The 20,597-nt window shown below is 30.3% G+C and carries 17 protein-coding genes; 5 read left to right on the top strand and 12 right to left on the bottom strand.

Annotated features, from left to right (window positions below; all coding sequences use genetic code 11):
• Positions 1-11 precede the first annotated feature (11 nt).
• Positions 12-641, top strand: a complete 630-nt coding sequence (locus tag COL3_RS06770; RefSeq protein WP_008421848.1) for a flavodoxin family protein — start codon at positions 12-14, stop codon at positions 639-641.
• Between the two features lie 372 nt (positions 642-1,013).
• Here COL3_RS06770 and COL3_RS06765 read toward each other — a convergent pair whose 3' ends face one another.
• Positions 1,014-2,387 carry a glycoside hydrolase family 1 protein gene (locus COL3_RS06765; RefSeq protein WP_008421846.1) on the bottom strand — a complete coding sequence of 458 codons (1,374 nt, stop codon included), beginning with the start codon at positions 2,385-2,387 and terminating at the stop codon, positions 1,014-1,016.
• Between the two features lie 158 nt (positions 2,388-2,545).
• Between COL3_RS06765 and COL3_RS06760 the strand changes: the two genes are divergently transcribed.
• Positions 2,546-3,235 (top strand): GntR family transcriptional regulator, encoded by a 690-nt coding sequence (locus COL3_RS06760; RefSeq protein WP_008421844.1) that lies wholly within the window; start codon positions 2,546-2,548, stop codon positions 3,233-3,235.
• A 109-nt stretch (positions 3,236-3,344) separates the two neighbouring features.
• Here COL3_RS06760 and COL3_RS06755 read toward each other — a convergent pair whose 3' ends face one another.
• The 3 genes from COL3_RS06755 to COL3_RS06745 form a co-directional block, all read right to left on the bottom strand.
• Positions 3,345-4,817 carry an amino acid permease gene (locus COL3_RS06755; RefSeq protein ID WP_008421842.1) on the bottom strand — a complete coding sequence of 491 codons (1,473 nt, stop codon included), beginning with the start codon at positions 4,815-4,817 and terminating at the stop codon, positions 3,345-3,347.
• 254 nt (positions 4,818-5,071) lie between these two features.
• Positions 5,072-6,271 (bottom strand): cyclopropane-fatty-acyl-phospholipid synthase family protein, encoded by a 1,200-nt coding sequence (locus COL3_RS06750; RefSeq protein ID WP_008421840.1) that lies wholly within the window; start codon positions 6,269-6,271, stop codon positions 5,072-5,074.
• Between the two features lie 382 nt (positions 6,272-6,653).
• A complete protein-coding gene (locus COL3_RS06745) occupies positions 6,654-7,691 on the bottom strand; it encodes a nucleoid-associated protein (RefSeq protein WP_008421837.1) in 1,038 nt (345 codons plus the stop codon).
• Positions 7,692-7,973: 282 nt separating this feature from the next.
• Here COL3_RS06745 and COL3_RS06740 point away from each other — a divergent pair, with 282 nt between their 5' ends.
• Positions 7,974-8,462 carry a PTS glucose transporter subunit IIA gene (locus COL3_RS06740; protein WP_008421835.1) on the top strand — a complete coding sequence of 163 codons (489 nt, stop codon included), beginning with the start codon at positions 7,974-7,976 and terminating at the stop codon, positions 8,460-8,462.
• A gap of 128 nt (positions 8,463-8,590) precedes the next feature.
• Here the strand turns inward: COL3_RS06740 and COL3_RS06735 are convergent, their stop codons facing one another.
• The 7 genes from COL3_RS06735 to COL3_RS06705 form a co-directional block, all read right to left on the bottom strand.
• A complete protein-coding gene (locus COL3_RS06735) occupies positions 8,591-9,445 on the bottom strand; it encodes a PRD domain-containing protein (RefSeq protein WP_035283069.1) in 855 nt (284 codons plus the stop codon).
• Positions 9,446-9,735: 290 nt separating this feature from the next.
• Positions 9,736-10,998 (bottom strand): PTS sugar transporter subunit IIC, encoded by a 1,263-nt coding sequence (locus COL3_RS06730; protein ID WP_008421831.1) that lies wholly within the window; start codon positions 10,996-10,998, stop codon positions 9,736-9,738.
• A 20-nt stretch (positions 10,999-11,018) separates the two neighbouring features.
• A complete protein-coding gene (locus COL3_RS06725) occupies positions 11,019-12,113 on the bottom strand; it encodes a MupG family TIM beta-alpha barrel fold protein (RefSeq protein WP_008421829.1) in 1,095 nt (364 codons plus the stop codon).
• Between the two features lie 4 nt (positions 12,114-12,117).
• Positions 12,118-13,020, bottom strand: a complete 903-nt coding sequence (locus tag COL3_RS06720; RefSeq protein WP_008421827.1) for a BadF/BadG/BcrA/BcrD ATPase family protein — start codon at positions 13,018-13,020, stop codon at positions 12,118-12,120.
• 41 nt (positions 13,021-13,061) lie between these two features.
• Positions 13,062-13,367 carry a PTS lactose/cellobiose transporter subunit IIA gene (locus COL3_RS06715; protein ID WP_008421824.1) on the bottom strand — a complete coding sequence of 102 codons (306 nt, stop codon included), beginning with the start codon at positions 13,365-13,367 and terminating at the stop codon, positions 13,062-13,064.
• A 19-nt stretch (positions 13,368-13,386) separates the two neighbouring features.
• A complete protein-coding gene (locus tag COL3_RS06710; protein WP_008421822.1) occupies positions 13,387-13,698 on the bottom strand; it encodes a PTS sugar transporter subunit IIB in 312 nt (103 codons plus the stop codon).
• A 186-nt stretch (positions 13,699-13,884) separates the two neighbouring features.
• Positions 13,885-16,629, bottom strand: a complete 2,745-nt coding sequence (locus COL3_RS06705) for a sigma-54-dependent transcriptional regulator (RefSeq protein ID WP_008421821.1) — start codon at positions 16,627-16,629, stop codon at positions 13,885-13,887.
• Between the two features lie 329 nt (positions 16,630-16,958).
• Between COL3_RS06705 and COL3_RS06700 the strand changes: the two genes are divergently transcribed.
• Together COL3_RS06700 and COL3_RS06695 are read left to right on the top strand one after the other, a co-directional pair.
• Positions 16,959-17,519, top strand: a complete 561-nt coding sequence (locus tag COL3_RS06700; protein ID WP_008421819.1) for a CYTH domain-containing protein — start codon at positions 16,959-16,961, stop codon at positions 17,517-17,519.
• A gap of 167 nt (positions 17,520-17,686) precedes the next feature.
• Positions 17,687-19,651 (top strand): fructose-bisphosphatase class III, encoded by a 1,965-nt coding sequence (locus COL3_RS06695; RefSeq protein ID WP_008421818.1) that lies wholly within the window; start codon positions 17,687-17,689, stop codon positions 19,649-19,651.
• A gap of 139 nt (positions 19,652-19,790) precedes the next feature.
• On the opposite strand, the gene COL3_RS06690 is transcribed toward COL3_RS06695, so the two are convergent.
• The gene (locus COL3_RS06690) at positions 19,791-20,501 is read right to left on the bottom strand and encodes a GntR family transcriptional regulator (RefSeq protein ID WP_008421817.1); all 711 of its coding nucleotides are present in this window, start codon (positions 20,499-20,501) and stop codon (positions 19,791-19,793) included.
• Positions 20,502-20,597: the final 96 nt, after the last annotated feature.

Here is a 20,597-nt window from a genome sequence, read left to right as displayed (position 1 = left end):
GAGGTGTTAAAATGAAGGTATTACTTATCAATGGCAGCCCAAAGGCTAAAGGTTGTACTTATACTGCTTTATGTGAAGTAGCTAAGGAATTAGAGAAGGAAAATATTGAAACAGAAATATTCCACGTTGGAAATAAACCTATTAGTGGATGCATTGGTTGTGGCGGCTGTCACAAAAGTGGAGCAGGAAAATGTGTCTATAGTGATGACATTGTAAATGTTGCTTTAGAAAAAGCTAAAGAAGCTGATGGTTTTATAATTGGTTCGCCAGTGCATTATGCTGCTCCATCTGGCTCAATTACATCTTTTTTAGATAGATTATTCTATTCTGGTGGGAGTAATTTCGCATATAAGCCTGGTGCTGCAATTGTAAGTTGTCGTCGTGGTGGTTCAACAGCTGCTTTTGACCAATTAAATAAATATTTTACTATTGCAAATATGCCTGTTGTATCTTCTCAATATTGGAATATGGTCCATGGAAATACTCCTGAAGAAGTAATTCAAGATTTAGAAGGAATGCAAACAATGAGGACACTTGGAAAGAATATGGCATGGCTTTTAAAATCTATACAAGCTGGAAAAGAAGCAGGAATATCATTACCAGAAAAAGAACCTAGAATAGCTACTAATTTTATACGTTAGCATTATATAAACAACATGTAGACTAGGTTTAAGTGTATATGAACAACCAAAATGAGATACATGTTTGTTTCTCAGGACTATGAAAATATCGCTGAAAGCACTAAAAGGAAGGTTGCATCCAATTTAGCTTGCTCCAACTTCAGTTTGACAAGCTAAATTGTAACAACCTTCCTTTAAGTGCTTTTAGCAGCTCATTTTCAAATGCCTGCTACAACAGACATGTATCTCATTTCTTTGTTTGCATATGCACTTAAACCTAGTGAATTTTGTATATATATTTTCAACTTAAATAATAGTTAAAACAATGTAGGAGTAAAGTAAAAATTAGTGATTTTTCTTCTAACCTCATTATTATATTTGTTAGTTTATAGTTTATAATCTATCTCCATTTGTAGCAATTACGTTTTTGAACCAATTAAAACTCTTTTTCTTGTATCTTTTTAAATCTCTTAAATCTGTTTCATCACGGTTTACGAAAATGAAGCCGTATCTTTTCTTCATTTCACCTTGGGAACTTAGAATATCAGTGCAGCCCCAGGTTAGGTAACCTATAACATCTACGCCTTCTGTCATGGCTAATTTCATTTGATCTATATGTGATTTTAAATATTCTATTCTGTAATCATCTTCTACAGTATTATCTTCATTTAATTCTTCCCTTACACCAATTCCATTTTCAGTTACAAAAATAGGCATTCTATATCTAGCATATATTTCTTTTAGCGCAATTCTAAAACCTATTGGATCAATAGCCCATCCCCATTCATTTTTCTTTAACAGTGGATTTGGTTTAATTCCTTTTATAATATCAGAACCTTCTTCTTCTGAAGAGTCTTTTACTGTTAAGCTTTGATAATAACTAAATGTAAGATAATCAACTGTATTTTCTTTTAATAGTTCTTCATCCCCGGGCTCAAATACAGGTTTTGTATCACTGTTTCTCCACTTGCTCGTTATATATGTTGGATACTCTCCCCTCGCAAATACATCAAAATATAAATCATTAAAAAGTTCTTTTACCTTCAAATTTGCTAAAGCATCTTCCGGTTTACATGTCATTGGATAAGCAGTCATGTATGTAACCATACCACCCATTTTTCCATCTGGAATTATTTCATGTAATAATTTTGTAGCCTTTGCATGAGCAATAAAAACATTATGGCATACCTGGTATGCTAAAACTTCTTTATTAATATTATTATCAGCCGTTACTCCCCATAGCTGCATGTGAGGAAGAACTAAATTTTGTTCATTAAATGTTATCCAATACTTCACCTTATCTTTAAATCTTTCAAGTACTATTTTGGCATACCTTTCGAATAAATCAACAACTTTTCTTGAAGCAAATCCATTATATTTTTCCGCCAGCACTTGTGGTAAATCAAAGTGATACAATGTAATAACTGGTTCTATTCCATTTGCTAATAATTCATCAAATAAGTCATTATAGAATTTCATCCCTTCTTCATTGACTTCACCTTCACCATCTGGAATGATTCTAGTCCATGAAATACTTGTACGATAACTATTTATTCCTAACTCTTTAAAAAGAGCTATATCATCCTTGTATCTATGATAAAAATCAACAGCCGTTTCCCAATTGGAAAAGCCTTCTTTTATTTCTCTTTTGTCTACTATAGATATCCCCTTTCCACCTTCATTCCAAGCACCCTCACTTTGAAATGATGTAACTGCACTTCCCCATAAAAACCCCTCTGGAATTATGTTTATATTTTTTTCTTCCATATATTATCCTCTCCCCATAATTTTAATTTAAAATTCCTACGTCCTTAATTAAATTTTACATTTGCTAAGCGCTAGTTTCATCACCTGTCTATACAACAATTTTTTTACCATGTTATAATATATTTAACTAATTTATAAGCAGTATGAGGTGAGTTAATTTGAAAAGCGATTACATTATAAATGATTTAATTGAAAAAATTACTTCTGGAGAATTTGAAATATCATCTCGTATTCCATCTGATGCTCAGTTAGCAATTAAATATCAATGTAATAGACATACTATAAGAAAGGCAATAGCCCATTTAATTGAAAGATCATATCTAATTAAGTCCCTTGACGGCTCAACTTATGTTAACGATATTAACCATTATAATAACAGCATTCTTTTTGTATCCTCTTTATCGGACTATTATAATTCAGAAAATATAAAATCAGACGTTAATGAGTTTAAACTTATTAATGCATCTGAAAAACTTTGTAAATTACTAAAAATAGAAATCCATTCTCAGGTTTGGCTTATAAAAAGAGTCCGTTACATAGATTCACGTCCTAATCATACAGAAGAAATTTATATGCCTCATTCTTTATTCCCTAATCTTACAATGAGAGATTGTAAATCTAGTCTGCTTTCATATATAGAATCCCAGTATGATTATAAAATAAGTCACGGAATTAGAACTGTGAGTCCAATTAAATTAAATGAGTATGAAATCAATCTGTTAAACTTGCCTAATGAATCTGTTGTTATGCAAATTGAAAATATAGGTTATTTGACTAATGGTAGAATTTATGAATATTCTATAAGTAAATCTCGTGGAAGTAAGTTTCAATATTATTGTAGACGATGAATATTAATACATTTTAATAAAGATATCTAGAAAAGCTTATTTAGATAATTAAGTATTTCTAGATATCTTTATTTGGGAAACCATATATAAGAATAAAATTTAAGTTTTATTATTTTTTATTGCATTTATCACATTCTTTATTACATGCTTGATTATTACCCTGTTTCGGATTTTCATCAGTTAATTCATTTGAAAATTCAGTTAATAGCTTAGATTTATACGGTTTGTTATTTACTCTTATAGGCCTGTTTTTTTCTACACTGCTAAAAGCTTTCATTCCTACGTAGATTAGTGAAAATACTCCTACCATTATTAATCCTACTATAAGCCCTGGCGCTTGGTCTGAAATAAGAGGCATACTTAATATAACAACAATCATACCTATCAATCCAATCCAAGATGTATATGGAAATCCAGGCATTTGACATTTTCCATCTGGAGGGCATCCATTTCTTTTGCGAAAACGTATATGAGTAGCCATAATTACTGCATATGTAAAAAGTAATGAAAATCCACTGGCAGTTACTAAAAATAAATAAATTCTAGGAAATAATAGCCCAAAGCCTAATCCTAAAAGCATAGAAATTCCTGAGAATACTATTGCCTTGTGGGGTACATCTTTTTTATCCTTTAGCCACTTAGGAGCATAACCATCATCTACAAGAGATCGTAACATTCTTGCTATTCCAAACATAGATGCAAGAGATGCTGAAAGTATAGCTGTAATAAGTACCAGATTTATAATACTTCCTGCCCATGTAATTCCCCATCTGTTAAGAGAGGCTACCATTGGACTTACCTGTTCGCTAAGTTCAGCTGTAGGAATTAGTGGAAGAATAGCTACAACAGAAAGTATATAGAAGCCCACAAGGCTTATAACTGTATACGTAATTGCTTTAGGAATTGTTTCTGTAGGATTATCTGCCTCTGAAGCTGCTAATCCAATTATCTCAAAACCAGCGTAGGCAAATACCACTAACAGCATACTTCCTGCAATTCCACCTATTCCAGTAGGTATAAAAGGTTCCCTTGCTAACTCCCCAATCCCAATCGCTGCTCTGCCAGGAATTATCCCGGTAACTAATAAGAATGATATAATTATAAATGAAAGTATGGCTAGTAATTTTATTGCAGAAAGGCCACTTGCAAGATTACTTAATTTATCAGCTCCTAAAAGATTAAGCAAAGTTACGCCAGTTATAATTATACTTCCACCTATGGCTATTGATACATTCGGAAACCATTCATGCAATAAGATTGAGACTGCCGTAGCTTCACTAGACATTGAGAGAATCATTCCAACCCAGTAGACCCACCCCACAACAAATCCAGTTCCCGGACCAAATGATTGTGATGCAAATGTCATAAAAGATCCAGAACTTGGATTTGCTACCGTCATTTCTGATAAAGCATAAAGTATGAAATATACCAAAACTCCTCCTAATATATAAGATATTAAGATACCAGGTCCAGCGGCATTAATAGCTACTCCCGAACCTAGAAAAAATGATCCTCCTATTACGCTTCCTAGAGCCATCATCGCAAGATGCCAAGCAGATAATCCTTTGTTTTTTTTCTTCATAATATTCTCCTCCGTTTTTTACACATCTAAAATGAAACATTTACTAGTACTTTTTCAAAGATGCTTTCGATAACTTCTAGAATATTATTCCTCAAAATTTAAAATCCATTCCTTTGCCTTGCAAAATACAAAAAATATGGCTTTCAGCACTTCACAATGGGCATTTATTAAAAACTAAATAAGCCACTCATTGTAATAATTTCGTTATAAAACGATACACTACAAAGAATGACTTTAAAAATTACTAAATGTTGTTACCTATACATATACTCTCTGGTCCAGTGTAATTCATTATTTACACCTTTGCTAAATATGAATTGATGAATATTAACATTTCCACAATTGAAAGATGCTGCACAAGAATTCAAATATAATCTCCACATTCTTATAAAAGTTTCATCTTTTGTCTTCCTTATCTCTGGCAAGGCATTTTCAAAATTTCTTGCCCAATGCTCTAATGTTCGTCCATAATGCATTCTAAGGTTTTCTACATCAATTACAGCAAATTTTTTGTCTGACATACAGCTAATCAATTCAGTAATTGTTGGGATATATCCACCCGGGAAAATATATTTATCGATCCAAGTGTTATTTCCTCCAACTTCAACAGCTGTTATACAATGAAGTAAAGATAATCCTTTTTCGCTTAAAAGGCTATCAACAGTAGAAAAATACTCTGAAATATGGTCTTTTCCTACATGCTCCAACATGCCAACACTAACTATTTTATCAAATTTCTTATTTCTTATTTCCCTGTAATCAATAAGTTCAACCTCAACTAACTCTTCTAATTTTTCAGCTTTTATTCTTTCCTTTACCTTAGTTAACTGTTCTGAACTTAAGGTTATTCCCATTGCTTTTACTTTATATTCTTTTGCTGCTGCAATTATTAATTCACCCCATCCACAACCTATATCTAATAAAGTTTCACCTTCTCTCAAATCTAGCTTTTTAAGAATATGTTCTACTTTATTTTTTTGTGCCTGTGTTAATGAATCATTTGGAGACTTAAAGTAAGCACAGGAATAAGTCATTGTATCATCTAGCCATAATTTATAAAAATCATTTCCAATATCATAGTGAAATTCAATATTATCTTTGCTGTTCTTAATATTATTTGAAATCTTCTTAAGGAATTTAGAATATTTGTCACTATTACTTAAAAAACTTTCTTTGTTGTTATATAAAGATTCAATGACCTTTTGAACACTTCCATCTATTTCTATTTTCTTAGTCATATAAGCTTCGCCAAAAACGAGTGAAGGATTTTTAATTATATTATTCTTTGGAAGTGGTTCATTAAAAATTATTTTAAATGTTGGTTCATCATCTACATAGTTTGCAGTTTGGTTTTGCACATATTTTTCTGAAGTCCCATCCCAAAATACTAACTCAAATGGATCTGAAAATAGATTCTTTAGTAATGATTTATAAAACATTTTATCTATATCCATATTATGCCCCCTATCAAATATAAAATTAAACAAAAAACTCTCTTCTATAAATAATTATTTATTTAATTTATATTGATTGGCATATTTTTTTATTCTTTAAAGATTATAATTTTATCACCTTTACTGGTTTACTTTTTATATAAATTTAGGCACATGAAAAAAATGACTATACAAAAAATAAGTATTCCTTACTTCTTATATAGCCATTTGTATTAATTAATTTAGGGAACCTACTTCCCTTAAGGAAAGTGACCAGCACCAAATCATAGATTTGGGCTATCTACTTGCCCACAGGGAAAGTGATCTTCACCAAATCACAGATTTGGGAAGCCTACTTTTGCTGTGCGGAAGTGATCTTCACCGAATCATAGATTCGGGAAGCCTACTTCTCTATATAATTTATTACGTTTTTTACTACTAGATTTATTGTTCCATCACCATTTCTTTGTATTTCAAATTTACTTGAATCATGATAAGTATCTTCATTAATATATAAATCAATTTGCTTGTCTATATTAAGTCTAACTCTTTTCATTTTCTTCTCAACCCACGTTTTATCAACTGCTACTTCCGCATCTAGACCTTGTTGCTTTATATAATTTGAAAACTCTTCCTTAACTTGAGGCTGCTCTGTAAATAATTCTGATGAAAAATCATCAATATTTATTGTGTCTTCTTCCTTTAGTTTTGTCTTAATGGCAGTTCTAATTTCTTCTGCCTTTCCAGCATCTTCTGTAATATTTTTTCTAGTCCAATTTTCAGCAGCTTTTACAAAAGTTCTAGTCATATCCCTTTCATTAGTCACTATACTTGCCCCTAAAAAAGTACTAATAAAATAGTTTGCCCCATACTCATCTTCCTTGCTGCTTTTTTGTTTGTCTAAAATCATTAGATTATATTTTTCATTATCCTTAATTGGCTTAATAAATGCAGCTTTTTGGATTTTCTGCCCGCTGCCTGGAAGACCTGCTACCTGTGGCACTATTCCTATTCCAATCTTATCATCTCTAAATTGAACTTCATGGGTAAAATTCTTAACATAATCCATTTTAAGTATCCCAATCATAGGACCTTGATCAGTTGTAACTGAGATTATAATTAAGTCTCCTGATGGTATATTCACATTGCTCTTCATTATTATAAATAGCTGTCTAGCAAGTTCCTTCGATAAACTTACTAAATCTTTATCAACTCCATTCAAGTAATCTTGTGCTATTTCCTTAACTATATTCCTTTCTGCATTAAACTTTCCATACTTTAGCTCATCATCTTTTAGACATTTTTCAAGGTGCTTATATAAAAAAATGTATATGTCTTCATCTAATTCTAAACTATATTCATTTAAAATAGGTTCTTCACCGTTACTATCTAATATATGAATTACTGCTTCATTTATATTAATCTCATTTATGTATTCCATATGTTTTCACCATCCATCTATATTTGTACATTAGATATTATAAACTTTAATTAATGTAAAAAAAAGCCTTAAGACTTGAAAACTAGGGTATATTTTAGTTAGCTGGAAGTGAAGAACTACTTGTACAAGATCTATTTTATTTTTTTCATTGACACCAATAAATTAAGATAATATAATTAATTCATAAATGTGTCACTGTTAAATCAGGCATAAGTTTGCGATATTCGGAAAACTTATGCCTTTTTCTTTTGCAAAAATAAAAATGAAAGGAAAGAAATAGCTATGTTTAATTTTTTTAAAAAGAATAAAATTACAGAAACAAAACTTCTTGCCCCTATAACTGGTAAGACAATAGACTTATCTGACGTACCTGACAAAGTATTTGCTGAAAAATTAGCTGGTGATGGAATTGCTATAGATCCAGTTGGTGATATTGTAGTTGCACCAGCTGACGGAGAATTAACACTAGTCTTTAATACAAAACATGCATTTGCAATAACACTAAATAATGGCGCAGAGTTATTAGTTCACATAGGAATAGATACTGTTTCTTTGGACGGAGAGGGATTTGAGCAGCTAATTGAAGCTGGAACAAGTGTCAAAGCCGGGACACCGATAATAAAGATAAATAGAGAATTCATTCTAAACAAAGGTTTTTCACTAATTACTCCAGTTCTAGTTACTAATATGGATTTAGTAAAAGAACTAAATCCTTCTGTTGGAAAGGAAGTCACTGCAGGACAAGATCAAGTAATAAGTTTTACCTTATAAGAAATGCTTACTAATTGCATTTCAGTATTATAATCATATATTCAATAGTATAATAAAACCATATATACATGGATTTATGTTTCCATGATTATATATGGTTTTAATTATCACCAAAAATATTAGCATTTTTATGCTTCGGTAGCAGCCTTTCTAAGTCTCTCTATATGCATTGCTAAATATGCTATTTCATCATCAGCAATATCTTTTTCTAGCTTCCCACCTAATATTTTTGATACACCTTTAGCTATCTTATAGGAGAGTTTATATTTAGATTTTATTTCCTTAATAAAATCATTTTGTATAGATATATCCGTTGATATTCTCTTTATTGCAAATTTCAAATGCGTTAAGAATCTGGCATAATCTAAAGATGTTTTATCTATATTTAATGACATCTTTTCCTCTATATACTCAATTACCAAATTTATTATATATGTATTCTTTATAGAGTCAGATATTATTCCAGAGTTTCTAGCTGAGTGAATATGTAGAGCTATAAATCCAATTTCTCCTGCTGGTATCTCTATATTTATTTTATTTTGAAGCTTTTTTGCGACTTTTTCAGCTAATAAATATTCTGTTGAATATAAAGCCTTAATCTCAATAAGAAATGGATTTTCTATCTCTTCATTATCAGCAAGCCTCTTAACCGCAAAGTTCAAGTGATCCACTAATGCAATGTGAATCCTCTCATTTAATTTTTCTTGTAGTTGATCTGCAATAAAGGATATCATTCTTTCACATAACTCAAAAAATTCCTCATCAACATTTTCAATAACTTGTTCAAAATTCCTTAGATTATCTTCATTTTCAATAACAAATACCTTTTCAACCTCAGTGCCTTTTTCAATCTTATCTCCAGTTTTCTTTCCAAATCCAATACCTTTTGCAAAAAGTATTCTTTCCCGACCATTCATTTCTACAGAAACTATATTATTATTATAAGACTTTATTACGACTGCTGAATCCATGATTATACTCATATTATCACCTTTTACTCTCATTTAAAATTATATCTCCAAAAGGAACTTCTACTCACTATTTATGAGTCACTTTATCTTATTTGTAGTACATTAATATACTTTATTTGTATTATCCCAATTTATTATATTAATTTTAACTTAATGCATTATTTATTGTAAAGTCTAGATTAAAATAAAAAATAAATCATAACCCATGTAAAAAATGGTAACTTAATATCTCAATAGTTTTTTATAAAAACAAAGAGCGGATTCCTAAGAATCTGCCCCTTTGCATATATTCTTTATATTTATTAATCATTTGATATTTGCTTACCTGCAATAGCTACAAACGGAAGATATATTATTACACTTACAATTAAACATATAAGGGCCGTTACTCCACCCATAATTGAGTTTGTAGATATAATTGCACCCAAGATTGGTGGTGTTGTCCACGCTGCAAGTATTGATACTTTTGGCACAAAGCCTATAACAGTTAATGTATATGCTATTAGCAATGATGCTATTGGTGCTAGTATGAATGGAATGAAATAAATTGGGTTTAAAACTATTGGCATACCAAATATTACTGGTTCATTTATATTAAAGCATCCTGGTGCTATTCCTAAGTTCGCAATTGCCTTTTGCTGAGCACCTGATTTTTTACCTAAAATAAATATTGCAATTAATAAAGCAATTGTAGTTCCTGATCCTCCCATATTTACATATGAATCTAAGAATTGGCTGTTTAAAATATATTCTGGTGCTAGTCCATTTTTTACCGCATCTGTATTAGCTAAAAGTAATGGAAGTAATAATGCATTTATTACTGGTGCTAATATATTTGAACCATGCAAGCCAAAGAACCATAATATTTGTACTAAAAATACTATTACAAGTACTCCTCCTAAACTTCCTGCAATACCTTGTAGTGGTTTTTGTAGTGTAAAGAATAATGCTTGATGTATATCAGGTACGCTTATAAACATAAATAATTCCTTAATGCCAGCTGCTAATGCTAGAACTATAATTGATGGTGCTAAAGCCGCAAAAGATTTTGAAACTGCTGGTGGTACTCCATTAGGCATTTTTATTACAAGCTTAGGATTACCTATTAACTTAACAAAAATTTCTGTAGCTACTAAAGCTACTATTAATGCAATAAATAACCCTTGAGCTCCTAAAAATGTAAATGGTAATGCTCCATCTGGAGTTGTTGAATATAATATCATTGATGCTGCAACTGATACTATACCCGCTGCTAATCCATCCTTGTCATAGGACCTTGCTAAATGATATGAGATTGTAAAAACAACTAATATTGACATAATTGCAAAAGACCCAGTCCAAACAGCGCCACCCCAGCTTTTCCAAGATGCTGGAAGCAGCCAATTCATAAAATTTTGATACCACTCAAAACCTAGATTGTTAAATAAAACTGCAAATGCTCCCGCCATAATAATAGGCATAATTGTAGCAAACCCATCACGAATTGCTACCAAATGTCTTTGTGAACCAATCCTCGATGCGATCGGTACAAAGTGTTCTTCCATCCATTCAAAAAATTTATTCATAGTTAAAATTTCCCCCTTTATTAAAATTTATTAGAATTAAAACCAAAACTCATCCATGGCTCTATATAGTCCAGTAAAAATATTTCTTCATCGACTATCTTGCCTACTACATTTGTTTTACCAGTGTTCTTCATATCTTTTAACGCAACTTGAAGCTCGCCTGCATATCTAGTGTATAAATCTGAATCTATTAAGATATCACCTCTTTTAATATCTGGAGTATTAACTGCTGGAAAACTTTCACCTTTATATTTGACTCTGCTTTGCGTTGACCTAAGCATATACTCTGAAACATCGCCTCTATTGAAGTGAAATTCTTCAAGAATAATTTTCTTATCTAATTCAGTTGCGCTTTCAGCCAATTCCACCTTAAAGGTTATTTTTTCTTTATTCAATTCACTTAATATTTTAAGTTCATTCTCTGATGCAAATTGATTTGCTATTATTATATCGTCAATTAATCCTGTCACTAATAAGTGTTTAGCCTGCACATCTACTGGAAGATTTCTATGCATTTCTAATGTACATAACCCTTCTGAAACTGGCCAAGGACCATATTCTGCACTTTGTGAATTTATAAATGCTGCTGTATTTAATCCAAGTTCCCTAAATTGATTTGAACATTTCATAAAATGATCAAGAGATAAACCTGTATATATATGAGGATAGAAATTGTGACAGCCATATAAATTTTTAATATTGGCTTTATAAGATAAAATATTATTGATGTATTTAGTTCCACTACTCATATTTAACTCTACTTTTAATCCATATTCATTAAAACTCATAACAGCCTCTTCCATGCCACTAAACCCCATATCAAGCCTTATACCATCGAGTCCAATTTCTTTAAATATCTTCAAATCATATATTGATGCATTGAGTTTTTTAAATACTGCAGGGTCTAAATCCGCAATAACTTCCATATTTTCTTCTTTTGCTGCTTCCGTAACTTTTTTAAATTCACGCAATATATTTTCAAGACTTCTATCTCCAGCTGAAATAAGGCATGTGAATATTCTTTTAAATCCATATTGTCCCGCCAAATGTATATATTCAATTACTTCGTTTATATTATTTTCATTTGGATAAACTGAAATCCCTAATCTTTTCATCTTCCTACACCTCATTTTCATCTTTAAATTTGCTGATATAATAGGCTCCCATTGTTGGTGAAATTTCTTCATCGACAATCTCTTTAATAATTATTTTATCTCTGAGATAATCTTCAAACGCCTTTCTAACTATTTTTGCTCTTTTGATTACACTGCCAACTAATGCTATTGAACAGCTTTTAAATCCTAATTTTCTATACACATTACTAACTGTCTTCGCCAACTCTATGCCTTCATCAATCAATATTCTATACGCTACTTCATTGCCTGCTTCCCCTAGTTTTGCAACTATTTCTGCTAAAGATGCAATTTCATCTTTAGTGGATGAGTATACAAATTTTGTTACTTCATTAACTGAATTAATCTGCAATTTATCCATAATTTTTTTGCTTAATTCAGATTGATTTAAGTCATTTTCTTCTTCAAATATCATTCTCCTAATAGCATCTATTGCAATTTTATAACCACTACCTTCATCTCCTAATAGGCTTCCCCAGCCCCCACATCTTGCAGTTAAATTATTATTAACTCCAAAAGCTACTGAACCAGTGCCAGCTATAACTAATATTCCATCCTTTCCTTTAAGCATAGCCTTAAGAGCTATTTCAGAATCATGCATAACTACACTGCTGATTCCCAACCTATTCTTTAGTGTTTCTTTTATTATTTCTGCATTATCTCCAACTTCTGATCCTGCAATTCCAAGGTATGCACCATAAAGTTCATGATTTTCCAATTCATCTATTATCTCTTTTATAGCAGTTACTATATTTTCTAAAGCATTTTCTTTATTATTAAGCAAATTCGCAAAGCCTTTTATTGAAGTCTTTATAACCTTTCCGTCAGAATCATAGGCTGTTGCTTCTGTTTTCGTTCCTCCTCCATCAACACCTATAATGTATTTCATATGCTCACCACCTTCTCCCTAAAATAAGAAATACATAAACTCTACCTTTTACGTAATTCTTCATGTATCTCTATAATTTCAGATGCAAGATATTTTAATGTCATACTAGTCATCAAATGGTCTTGTGCATGTACCATAAGCAATGAAACTTCCGTTTTTTCTCCAGATGCTTCTTTTTGAATTAAAGTTGTTTGGACATTATGTGCTTGTGAAAGTTCTTCTGAAGCTTTTTCTATTAGTTCTTTCGCTTCATCAATTTCTCCTTTTTTAGCACATTGAATTGCCTCCATGGAATAGCTCCTAACTTCCCCACTATGCACTATAAGATTCATTATTATTTCTTCCATTATGTTTTGCTCCTTTTAACTACTTATTTTCCATTAGCTCTAAAGCTCTTTCTAAAACTTTTTCTCCATTCATTGTTCCATAGTGAACTGTATTTATAACTTCTACTTCTATGTTTTTATCTGCTAAGCTCTTTTTAAACTTTGAAAGTAAAAATCTAACTTGTGGCCCTAATAACAGAACATCAGCACTATCTATATAATCTTTTACCTCTGACTCTCCAACAGCCTGTATATTGCACTCTATGCCTTTCTCATCTGCCGCCTGCTGCATCTTTGAAACAAGTAAACTTGTAGACATTCCGGCTGAGCAAACTAATAATACATTTTTCATAAAAAGCCTCCTCTAACATCTTATTTATTTTCTTTACACAAATATTAAAAGCAATTATCATGCCAACATTTATCCATTAAGTAAATAAATTCAACGGCTTTATTTCTACATTTCAAATATATTTTATTGTGCAATTTTATAAAAAAAGTGTGCAAATCATACTGCACACTTTTTTATAATTACACACTAAGATAATATATTCTCTTTAACCATTCTAACTATATATGCTACCTCATCATCTCCAATTCTAATATCATAAGTTTCTTCAAAAGTTATCAATGTTTTTTTTATTTCAATAAACTCTTTATTATGCTCCTGCTTATAACCATTAAGGTTTTTAAATAAGATTTCTTTTCCTCCGTTTTTGAGTCTATCTACAAGAAAACTAACATGAATTAATATTCCTACCTGCGCATCATGTTGAACTTTAATCTCCAAACTTTTTTCGATTTTTTCTATTACATTTCTAATGCACGATACTAATTTTATGCAATTCAAATCTTTTATCTCATTTATGAGTGCTTTCTGTACTTTTAGAAAATCATCTTCATAGTTAATTAACTGTTCTAAATAATCTACACCTCTATTCAAAAATATATCCTGTGCTGATATAAACGGTACTCCTTCAATAAATATATTTACCGTTCCTACAACCGCTAATATTATATACTTTTCTTTTAATTTGCTTACTTTTCCTAGAAAGTCTTCCTTATCCAAGATATCCAGCGGTACAATTTTTACTTTCTCAATATTCTTTAAATTATAGTTTAATCTTGCCTTTATTCTTTCAGCTGCACCTTCTCCTGTAAAGCATGTAGTAATTATAATAAGTTCTTTATCCTCTTGGTAATCTTCTTCAGGAATTTGTATGGATGATCTACCTACATCTCTACATGAGTTATATATTGAATCTAAACTTCTTCCGTTAAGTGCTTTGCTTCCTGCTTCAATAACAGTTAATGTAGTTATCATGTCAATAGTTTTAATTTTAATTCCAACTTCATCGCCAATGATATTTCCAAAATTAATTAATGAGCCCATATCTACTAATAGCAAAATACCTTTTTCATTATTCATCTCTTTAATCTTTTCCTTAGCCTTCTCTAACATATGCTCTGCCTTCATTGTTAAAGGCATGTTCAACGCTTGTACATATTCTTCCCCTATAAGAGAATTAGCTACTTCCGCCATACTTGTAGCTGTACTAGTTCCATGCATCATCACTAATACGCCGACTTTTTCCTCCAATTGCTCATTATTATCATCATCACATGCTGATAGAAACATAGTTATATAACCTATTTCATCTAATGGAACATCTAAATTAAATTCTTTCTCAACCAGCTTAACTACATCCATGGCCACAACAAATTCCTCTCTGAACTTAACCCTTATAACATTAAGCTTTGGATGATATATTTTTTTTCCTACAGTGATTCTTTCAATACTGCCTTGTAAATGAAGAGATAACCCAAAGAAAACTTTTTGATCAAATTCTCTGTGTAATTTATCAGATGCTATAGCTAACATATTTTCAACAACAGTTGCAACTTTAAGGTCAACGACTTTAGAAATCTCATCTTTCTTAAAATTTTTTGATATTGTTTTAATATATTTTCTAAAATATTTTTCTAAATCTATGTTTAAAATGTCATTAATTTTAGCTTGGTCGATTCCCTGATTTTTTAAATCTTCCATTTTATTTTCTATAAGAGAATAGAAACTTTTACTTCTGACAGTATCTTCTTGATTGACTTCAAATTCAAATTTTTTTAATAAGTTATCCTCATTTGAAAATCTTAAAATATCCGTCATTCTTCTAGATAAACTATCTATTTCTTTTCTATAATCACGAATTTTCATTAATCCTTTTTGAACTCTAGGCTGTAAATCACCTTGATCAACTAGAATAAAACTTCCCTTGTTCACTTTGTAATTTAGAAATGCTTTTGCGCAAGAAAGCTGAATATCACTTTTCAATTGACCTATATTATTAGGACAATCATATAGAAGAAAGGATATTAATGCATTTTTACTTACATATATACTCTGACCAAGTCTTAATGATTCTGCTATTATAAATTCATTTAAAAGATAATATCGTTCCTCTAATTTCCTTTCCCGCAAAGGTGGCAAAACTATTGTCATTGGTATTCTTCTTGTGAATGTTTTCAATAAAAACGATTGGGGTTGTTCTGTAGTTGCAGCTATAATTTGTACATCAGCTTTTATTTTCTTTTCAGTATCTCCAAGCAGCCTAAAATACCCTTTATCAATAAAAGTAAATAACATTTCTTGTCCTTGTGGGGATAATCTATGTATTTCATCTAAGAAAAAAATCCCACCATCAGCTTTCTTTAATAATCCTTCTTTATCACTATCTGCTCCAGTAAATGCACCTTTTTTTACACCAAATATCTGTGCTACAACCAATTGCGGATTATCCGCATAATCAGCACAATTAAATCTGACAAAGGGAGCATTATGAGATATCATGTTTGATTCTTTTGCGAAACGATGCATAGCCTCAGCAAATAATGATTTTCCTACACCAGTCTCTCCTAGTATAAGAGTATGTAACCCTCTTGGAGGATAAAGTATAGCAGCTTTTGCTTGTTGTATTGGCAGCTTTAAAGATTGTTCTGAACCTACAAGAATTTCTAAACTATCAGAATTTCTTGTGGTTTCTAGCTCGTTTTCATTTAGATTTCTCTCTTTTTTTTCATCTCCAATACTGCTAAATATAACTGGTCTTCCTTCTTTTCTATTTACCCTATTTTCTTTATACAACTTATTCAAATACCTACTTACATTAGTGCGGTCTAATCCCATAAACGAACCCAATTCTGCAGCTGTTATACCTCTTCTATTTTTCATTTCTAGTTCAATTAGACATTTTATAACTTCCTCTTCCCTCATTGATCCTTCCATAAAATTTTTCCCCCAATCATAAAATGATCTTTATTAAAATTCCTTAAGATCATGAACTCAAGTTACTTTGTAAAGCTTTTCTTCTAACTTTGTACGGAACCGTAACTGGATATTACCAGTTTCTTTTCATTATATACTAATATTATTAATTTCCGCAAGTACATTTCCCTTTCTTTCCATTCCCAAACATAATTTATCTAGCATAACCTTAATTCACTATATTATAATATTATATGAATCTATAGACAGTATTAATGAATACTATCTATAGGTAACTAAAAAAGTGTCATATAATATTAAATACAATTTATAAAAAGGAGATAAGAGTTATGCAAGAATTAGAAACTAGAATTGTTGATATTGATGTTGAAAATATAAGAAAAATTTTACTATTAAACGGTGCACAAAAAGTTAAAGTTGAAGATCAAATAAATGATATATATGATTTTCAAGATGGAAGTCTTTTAGCAAAAAAAGGTTATGCTCGTATAAGAACTGTAAATGATATGCTTAATAATAAAGTAGTTTATTTTATGACTACAAAAAAAATGCTTTCTCAAGAAAGGTTTAAGGTTATGGAGGAAAATGAAGTTATCATTGATAACAAGGAAATGGGTGAAGGCATATTTAAATCCCTTGGTTTAATCCTTAAAGAATCTAATAAAAAATATAGGGAAAGCTATAGACTACATGATTGTTTAATAGAAATAGATATTAATGATAAAAATTTTTGTCCATTTCCTTATCTGGAAATAGAAACTTCATCAGAAGAAAAGCTAAAAGAAATAGTTGAATTACTTGGCTATACTCTAGATGATACTACTTCTCAAACCATTTATGATATTTTATCCGAAAGAGGATTATTAAATAATACTCCTAAAGGAATATAACATACACTTTTATGTTTCATTAATCACATTATTTGTAAAACTTTGATTATAATATAGTATTCTTAATAAATATAATGTAGAATATATATAGAGATAGGATATACTTTTAAAAACAAGAATGTTTAGTTTTTTAAGCTAAACATTTTTATTTATAAAAGGAGGACCTTATGGAGAATTATGAGGAGAATATAAAATATTTAAAATTACTTTCTAGACAATACCCGACGATAGCTGCTGCATCTACTGAAATAATTAATTTAGAAGCAATTTTAAATTTGCCTAAAGGAACAGAACATTTCTTAGCTGACCTTCATGGCGAATACGAACCATTTGTTCATGTACTAAAGAATGGTTCAGGTGCAGTAAAAATAAAAATTCAAGAAGTCTTTGGCAATTCATTAATGGATTGTGAGAAAAAAAGTTTAGCTACCTTAGTATATTATCCGGAACAGAAATTAGAAATTGTTCAGAGGGAAGAAAAAGATATAAATGATTGGTACAAAATCAATTTATATAGATTAATTGAATTATGCAGGCATGCATCTTCTAAATATACGAGATCAAAGGTGAGAAAAGCTCTTCCTAAAGATTTTAGTTATATTATAGAAGAATTATTACACGAAGAACCTGAAAATAATGATAAACAAGGTTATTATGATGGAATAATAAATACTATAATAGAAATTGAAAGAGCACCGGAATTTATAATTGCTTTATCAAATTTGATTCAAAGATTAGTTATAGACAGGCTTCACATAATAGGTGATATATATGATAGGGGGCCAAGACCTGATATTATAATCGATACACTTATTGATTATCACTCTGTAGATATACAATGGGGTAATCATGATATCTTATGGATGGGGGCTGCTGCCGGTAATACCACATGTATAGCAAATGTTTTAAGAATTGCAGCTAGATATTCAAATTTAGATGTAATTGAGGATATTTATGGTATAAACTTATTACCTCTTGCAACTTTTGCTCTAAAGTATTACAAAGATGACAGTTGTAAAGGCTTCATTCCTAAAAGTAATGATGAAACAGGATATGGAACTTCTGAAATAGAATTAATTTCTAAGATGCATAAGGCTATAACCATTATACAATTTAAACTTGAATATGAAATTATAAAAAGACGTCCTGAATTTAAAATGGAACATAGGTTACTTTTAAATAAAATAAATTATGCCGATGGCACAATAACTTTAAATAATATTACTTATGAGCTAAATGATAAAAATTTCCCAACCATAAATGCAAAGAAACCTTTTGACCTTACAAACGATGAGAAAAAATTAATAGATAAACTCCAAAGTTCTTTTATTAATAGTGATAAATTGCAAAAGCATGTTTTATTCTTATTTAATAAAGGAAGAATATATTTGACATATAATTCTAATCTTTTATTTCATGGATGCATTCCTTTAAATAAAGATAAGAGCTTTAAAAGCATGGTTATTCATGGAGAGGAATATAAAGGTAAGAAACTTCTAGATAAGTTTGATTCCTTAGCTAGAGAAGGATATTTTAGCAATCGAGGCAGTAAAGAAAAACTATATGGAATGGATATAATGTGGTATTTATGGACAGGCTCATGTTCTTCCCTTTTTGGAAAAGAAGATATGGCTACCTTTGAACGATATTTTATAAATGATAAGAGTACGCATAAAGAAAAGAAAAACCCATACTATGATTTTAGAGACTCTGAAGAAATGTGTAATATAGTTCTAGAAGAATTCGGCCTCGACCCACTAGAATCAAAAATAATAAATGGACACGTTCCAGTGAAAAACAAACTTGGTGAAAACCCAATAAAATGTAATGGAAAACTAATAGTTATAGATGGTGGTTTTGCAAAAGCCTATAGGATTGAGACTGGACTGGCTGGGTACACCTTAACCTACAATTCTTATGGATTACAGCTTATATCTCATCAACCTTTCAAGTCAATTGAAGATGCATTTAGCAAGGAAACAGATATATTATCTTCAAGACAAATAGTAGAAAAAACAGATAGAAAAAAAGTTGGAGATACTGATATAGGAAAGGAGCTTAAAAATCAAATTAGAGATTTAAAGTTATTACTTAGAGCCTATAGAAAAGGTTTGATAAATGAAGCTCAATAAACATTTTTCTATTTAAATCTTTACAATTTAATCATAAAATTTATTATTGTAATAAATTCTCACAGAATTTATTACAATAATTTTTTATGTAAATTTTATTCTGGCAAAATATCTCTGGTCTAATTTATTCTTAATAACGTTACTTAATACTTACAGTTCTAAATTCCATAGTATCACTTCTATGATGGGCTTTTGAATATTCAAAAGGTTGACCATTATCTAGAAAGCCTACTTGTTCAACTTCTAGTATTGGAAAATTATCTGCAATCTCCAAATATTCTTGTTCCAATTCATTTGGTAGAATTGCACGTACTATTCTATGTCCGCTTTTTATTTTCAAATTAAGCTTCTTTTCAATATAAGTATAAATTGAATTTAACAAAATATCATTTTTGATTCCTGGTATAAGACTTATAGGCATATATGTATATTCAATTACATATGGTGCATCATTTGCATATCTGACTCTTATTATATAATAAACAAAATCGTCACAGGTAATCTTTAGCTTTGTTGCTATCTCCTCACTTGGATGAATAACTTCGAAATTTATAATTTTTGAAGTCACTTTTTTTTCTCTATGTGTTTGAGTAAATCCTTCAAATTGTCTTGCTAAACTTAGTTCTTGAACATCCTCATCATCAAGTGCCTTCACAAAAGTTCCAGAACCTCTTCTCTTTATTACTAATCCTTGAACTACGAGTTCATCAACAGCTTTTTTTATTGTAATTCTACTTACTCCATAGTGCTCACACATTTCCTTTTCTAAAGGCAATTGTTCATTTGAGCTGTACTTTCCATTTAATATTCCATTCCTTATATCTTCAGCAATTTCTTCATATTTTGCCATTATATTGTCTTCCTCCCAATAATATATTTCATCATTCTACTTATTATATCATTTTATTATTTATTATATCATTTTATTATTTATTATATCATTTTA

This window comes from Clostridium sp. LS (assembly GCF_002760435.1).
Lineage (GTDB): Bacteria > Bacillota > Clostridia > Clostridiales > Clostridiaceae > Clostridium.
This window is presented reverse-complemented; position numbering and strand designations above follow the sequence as displayed.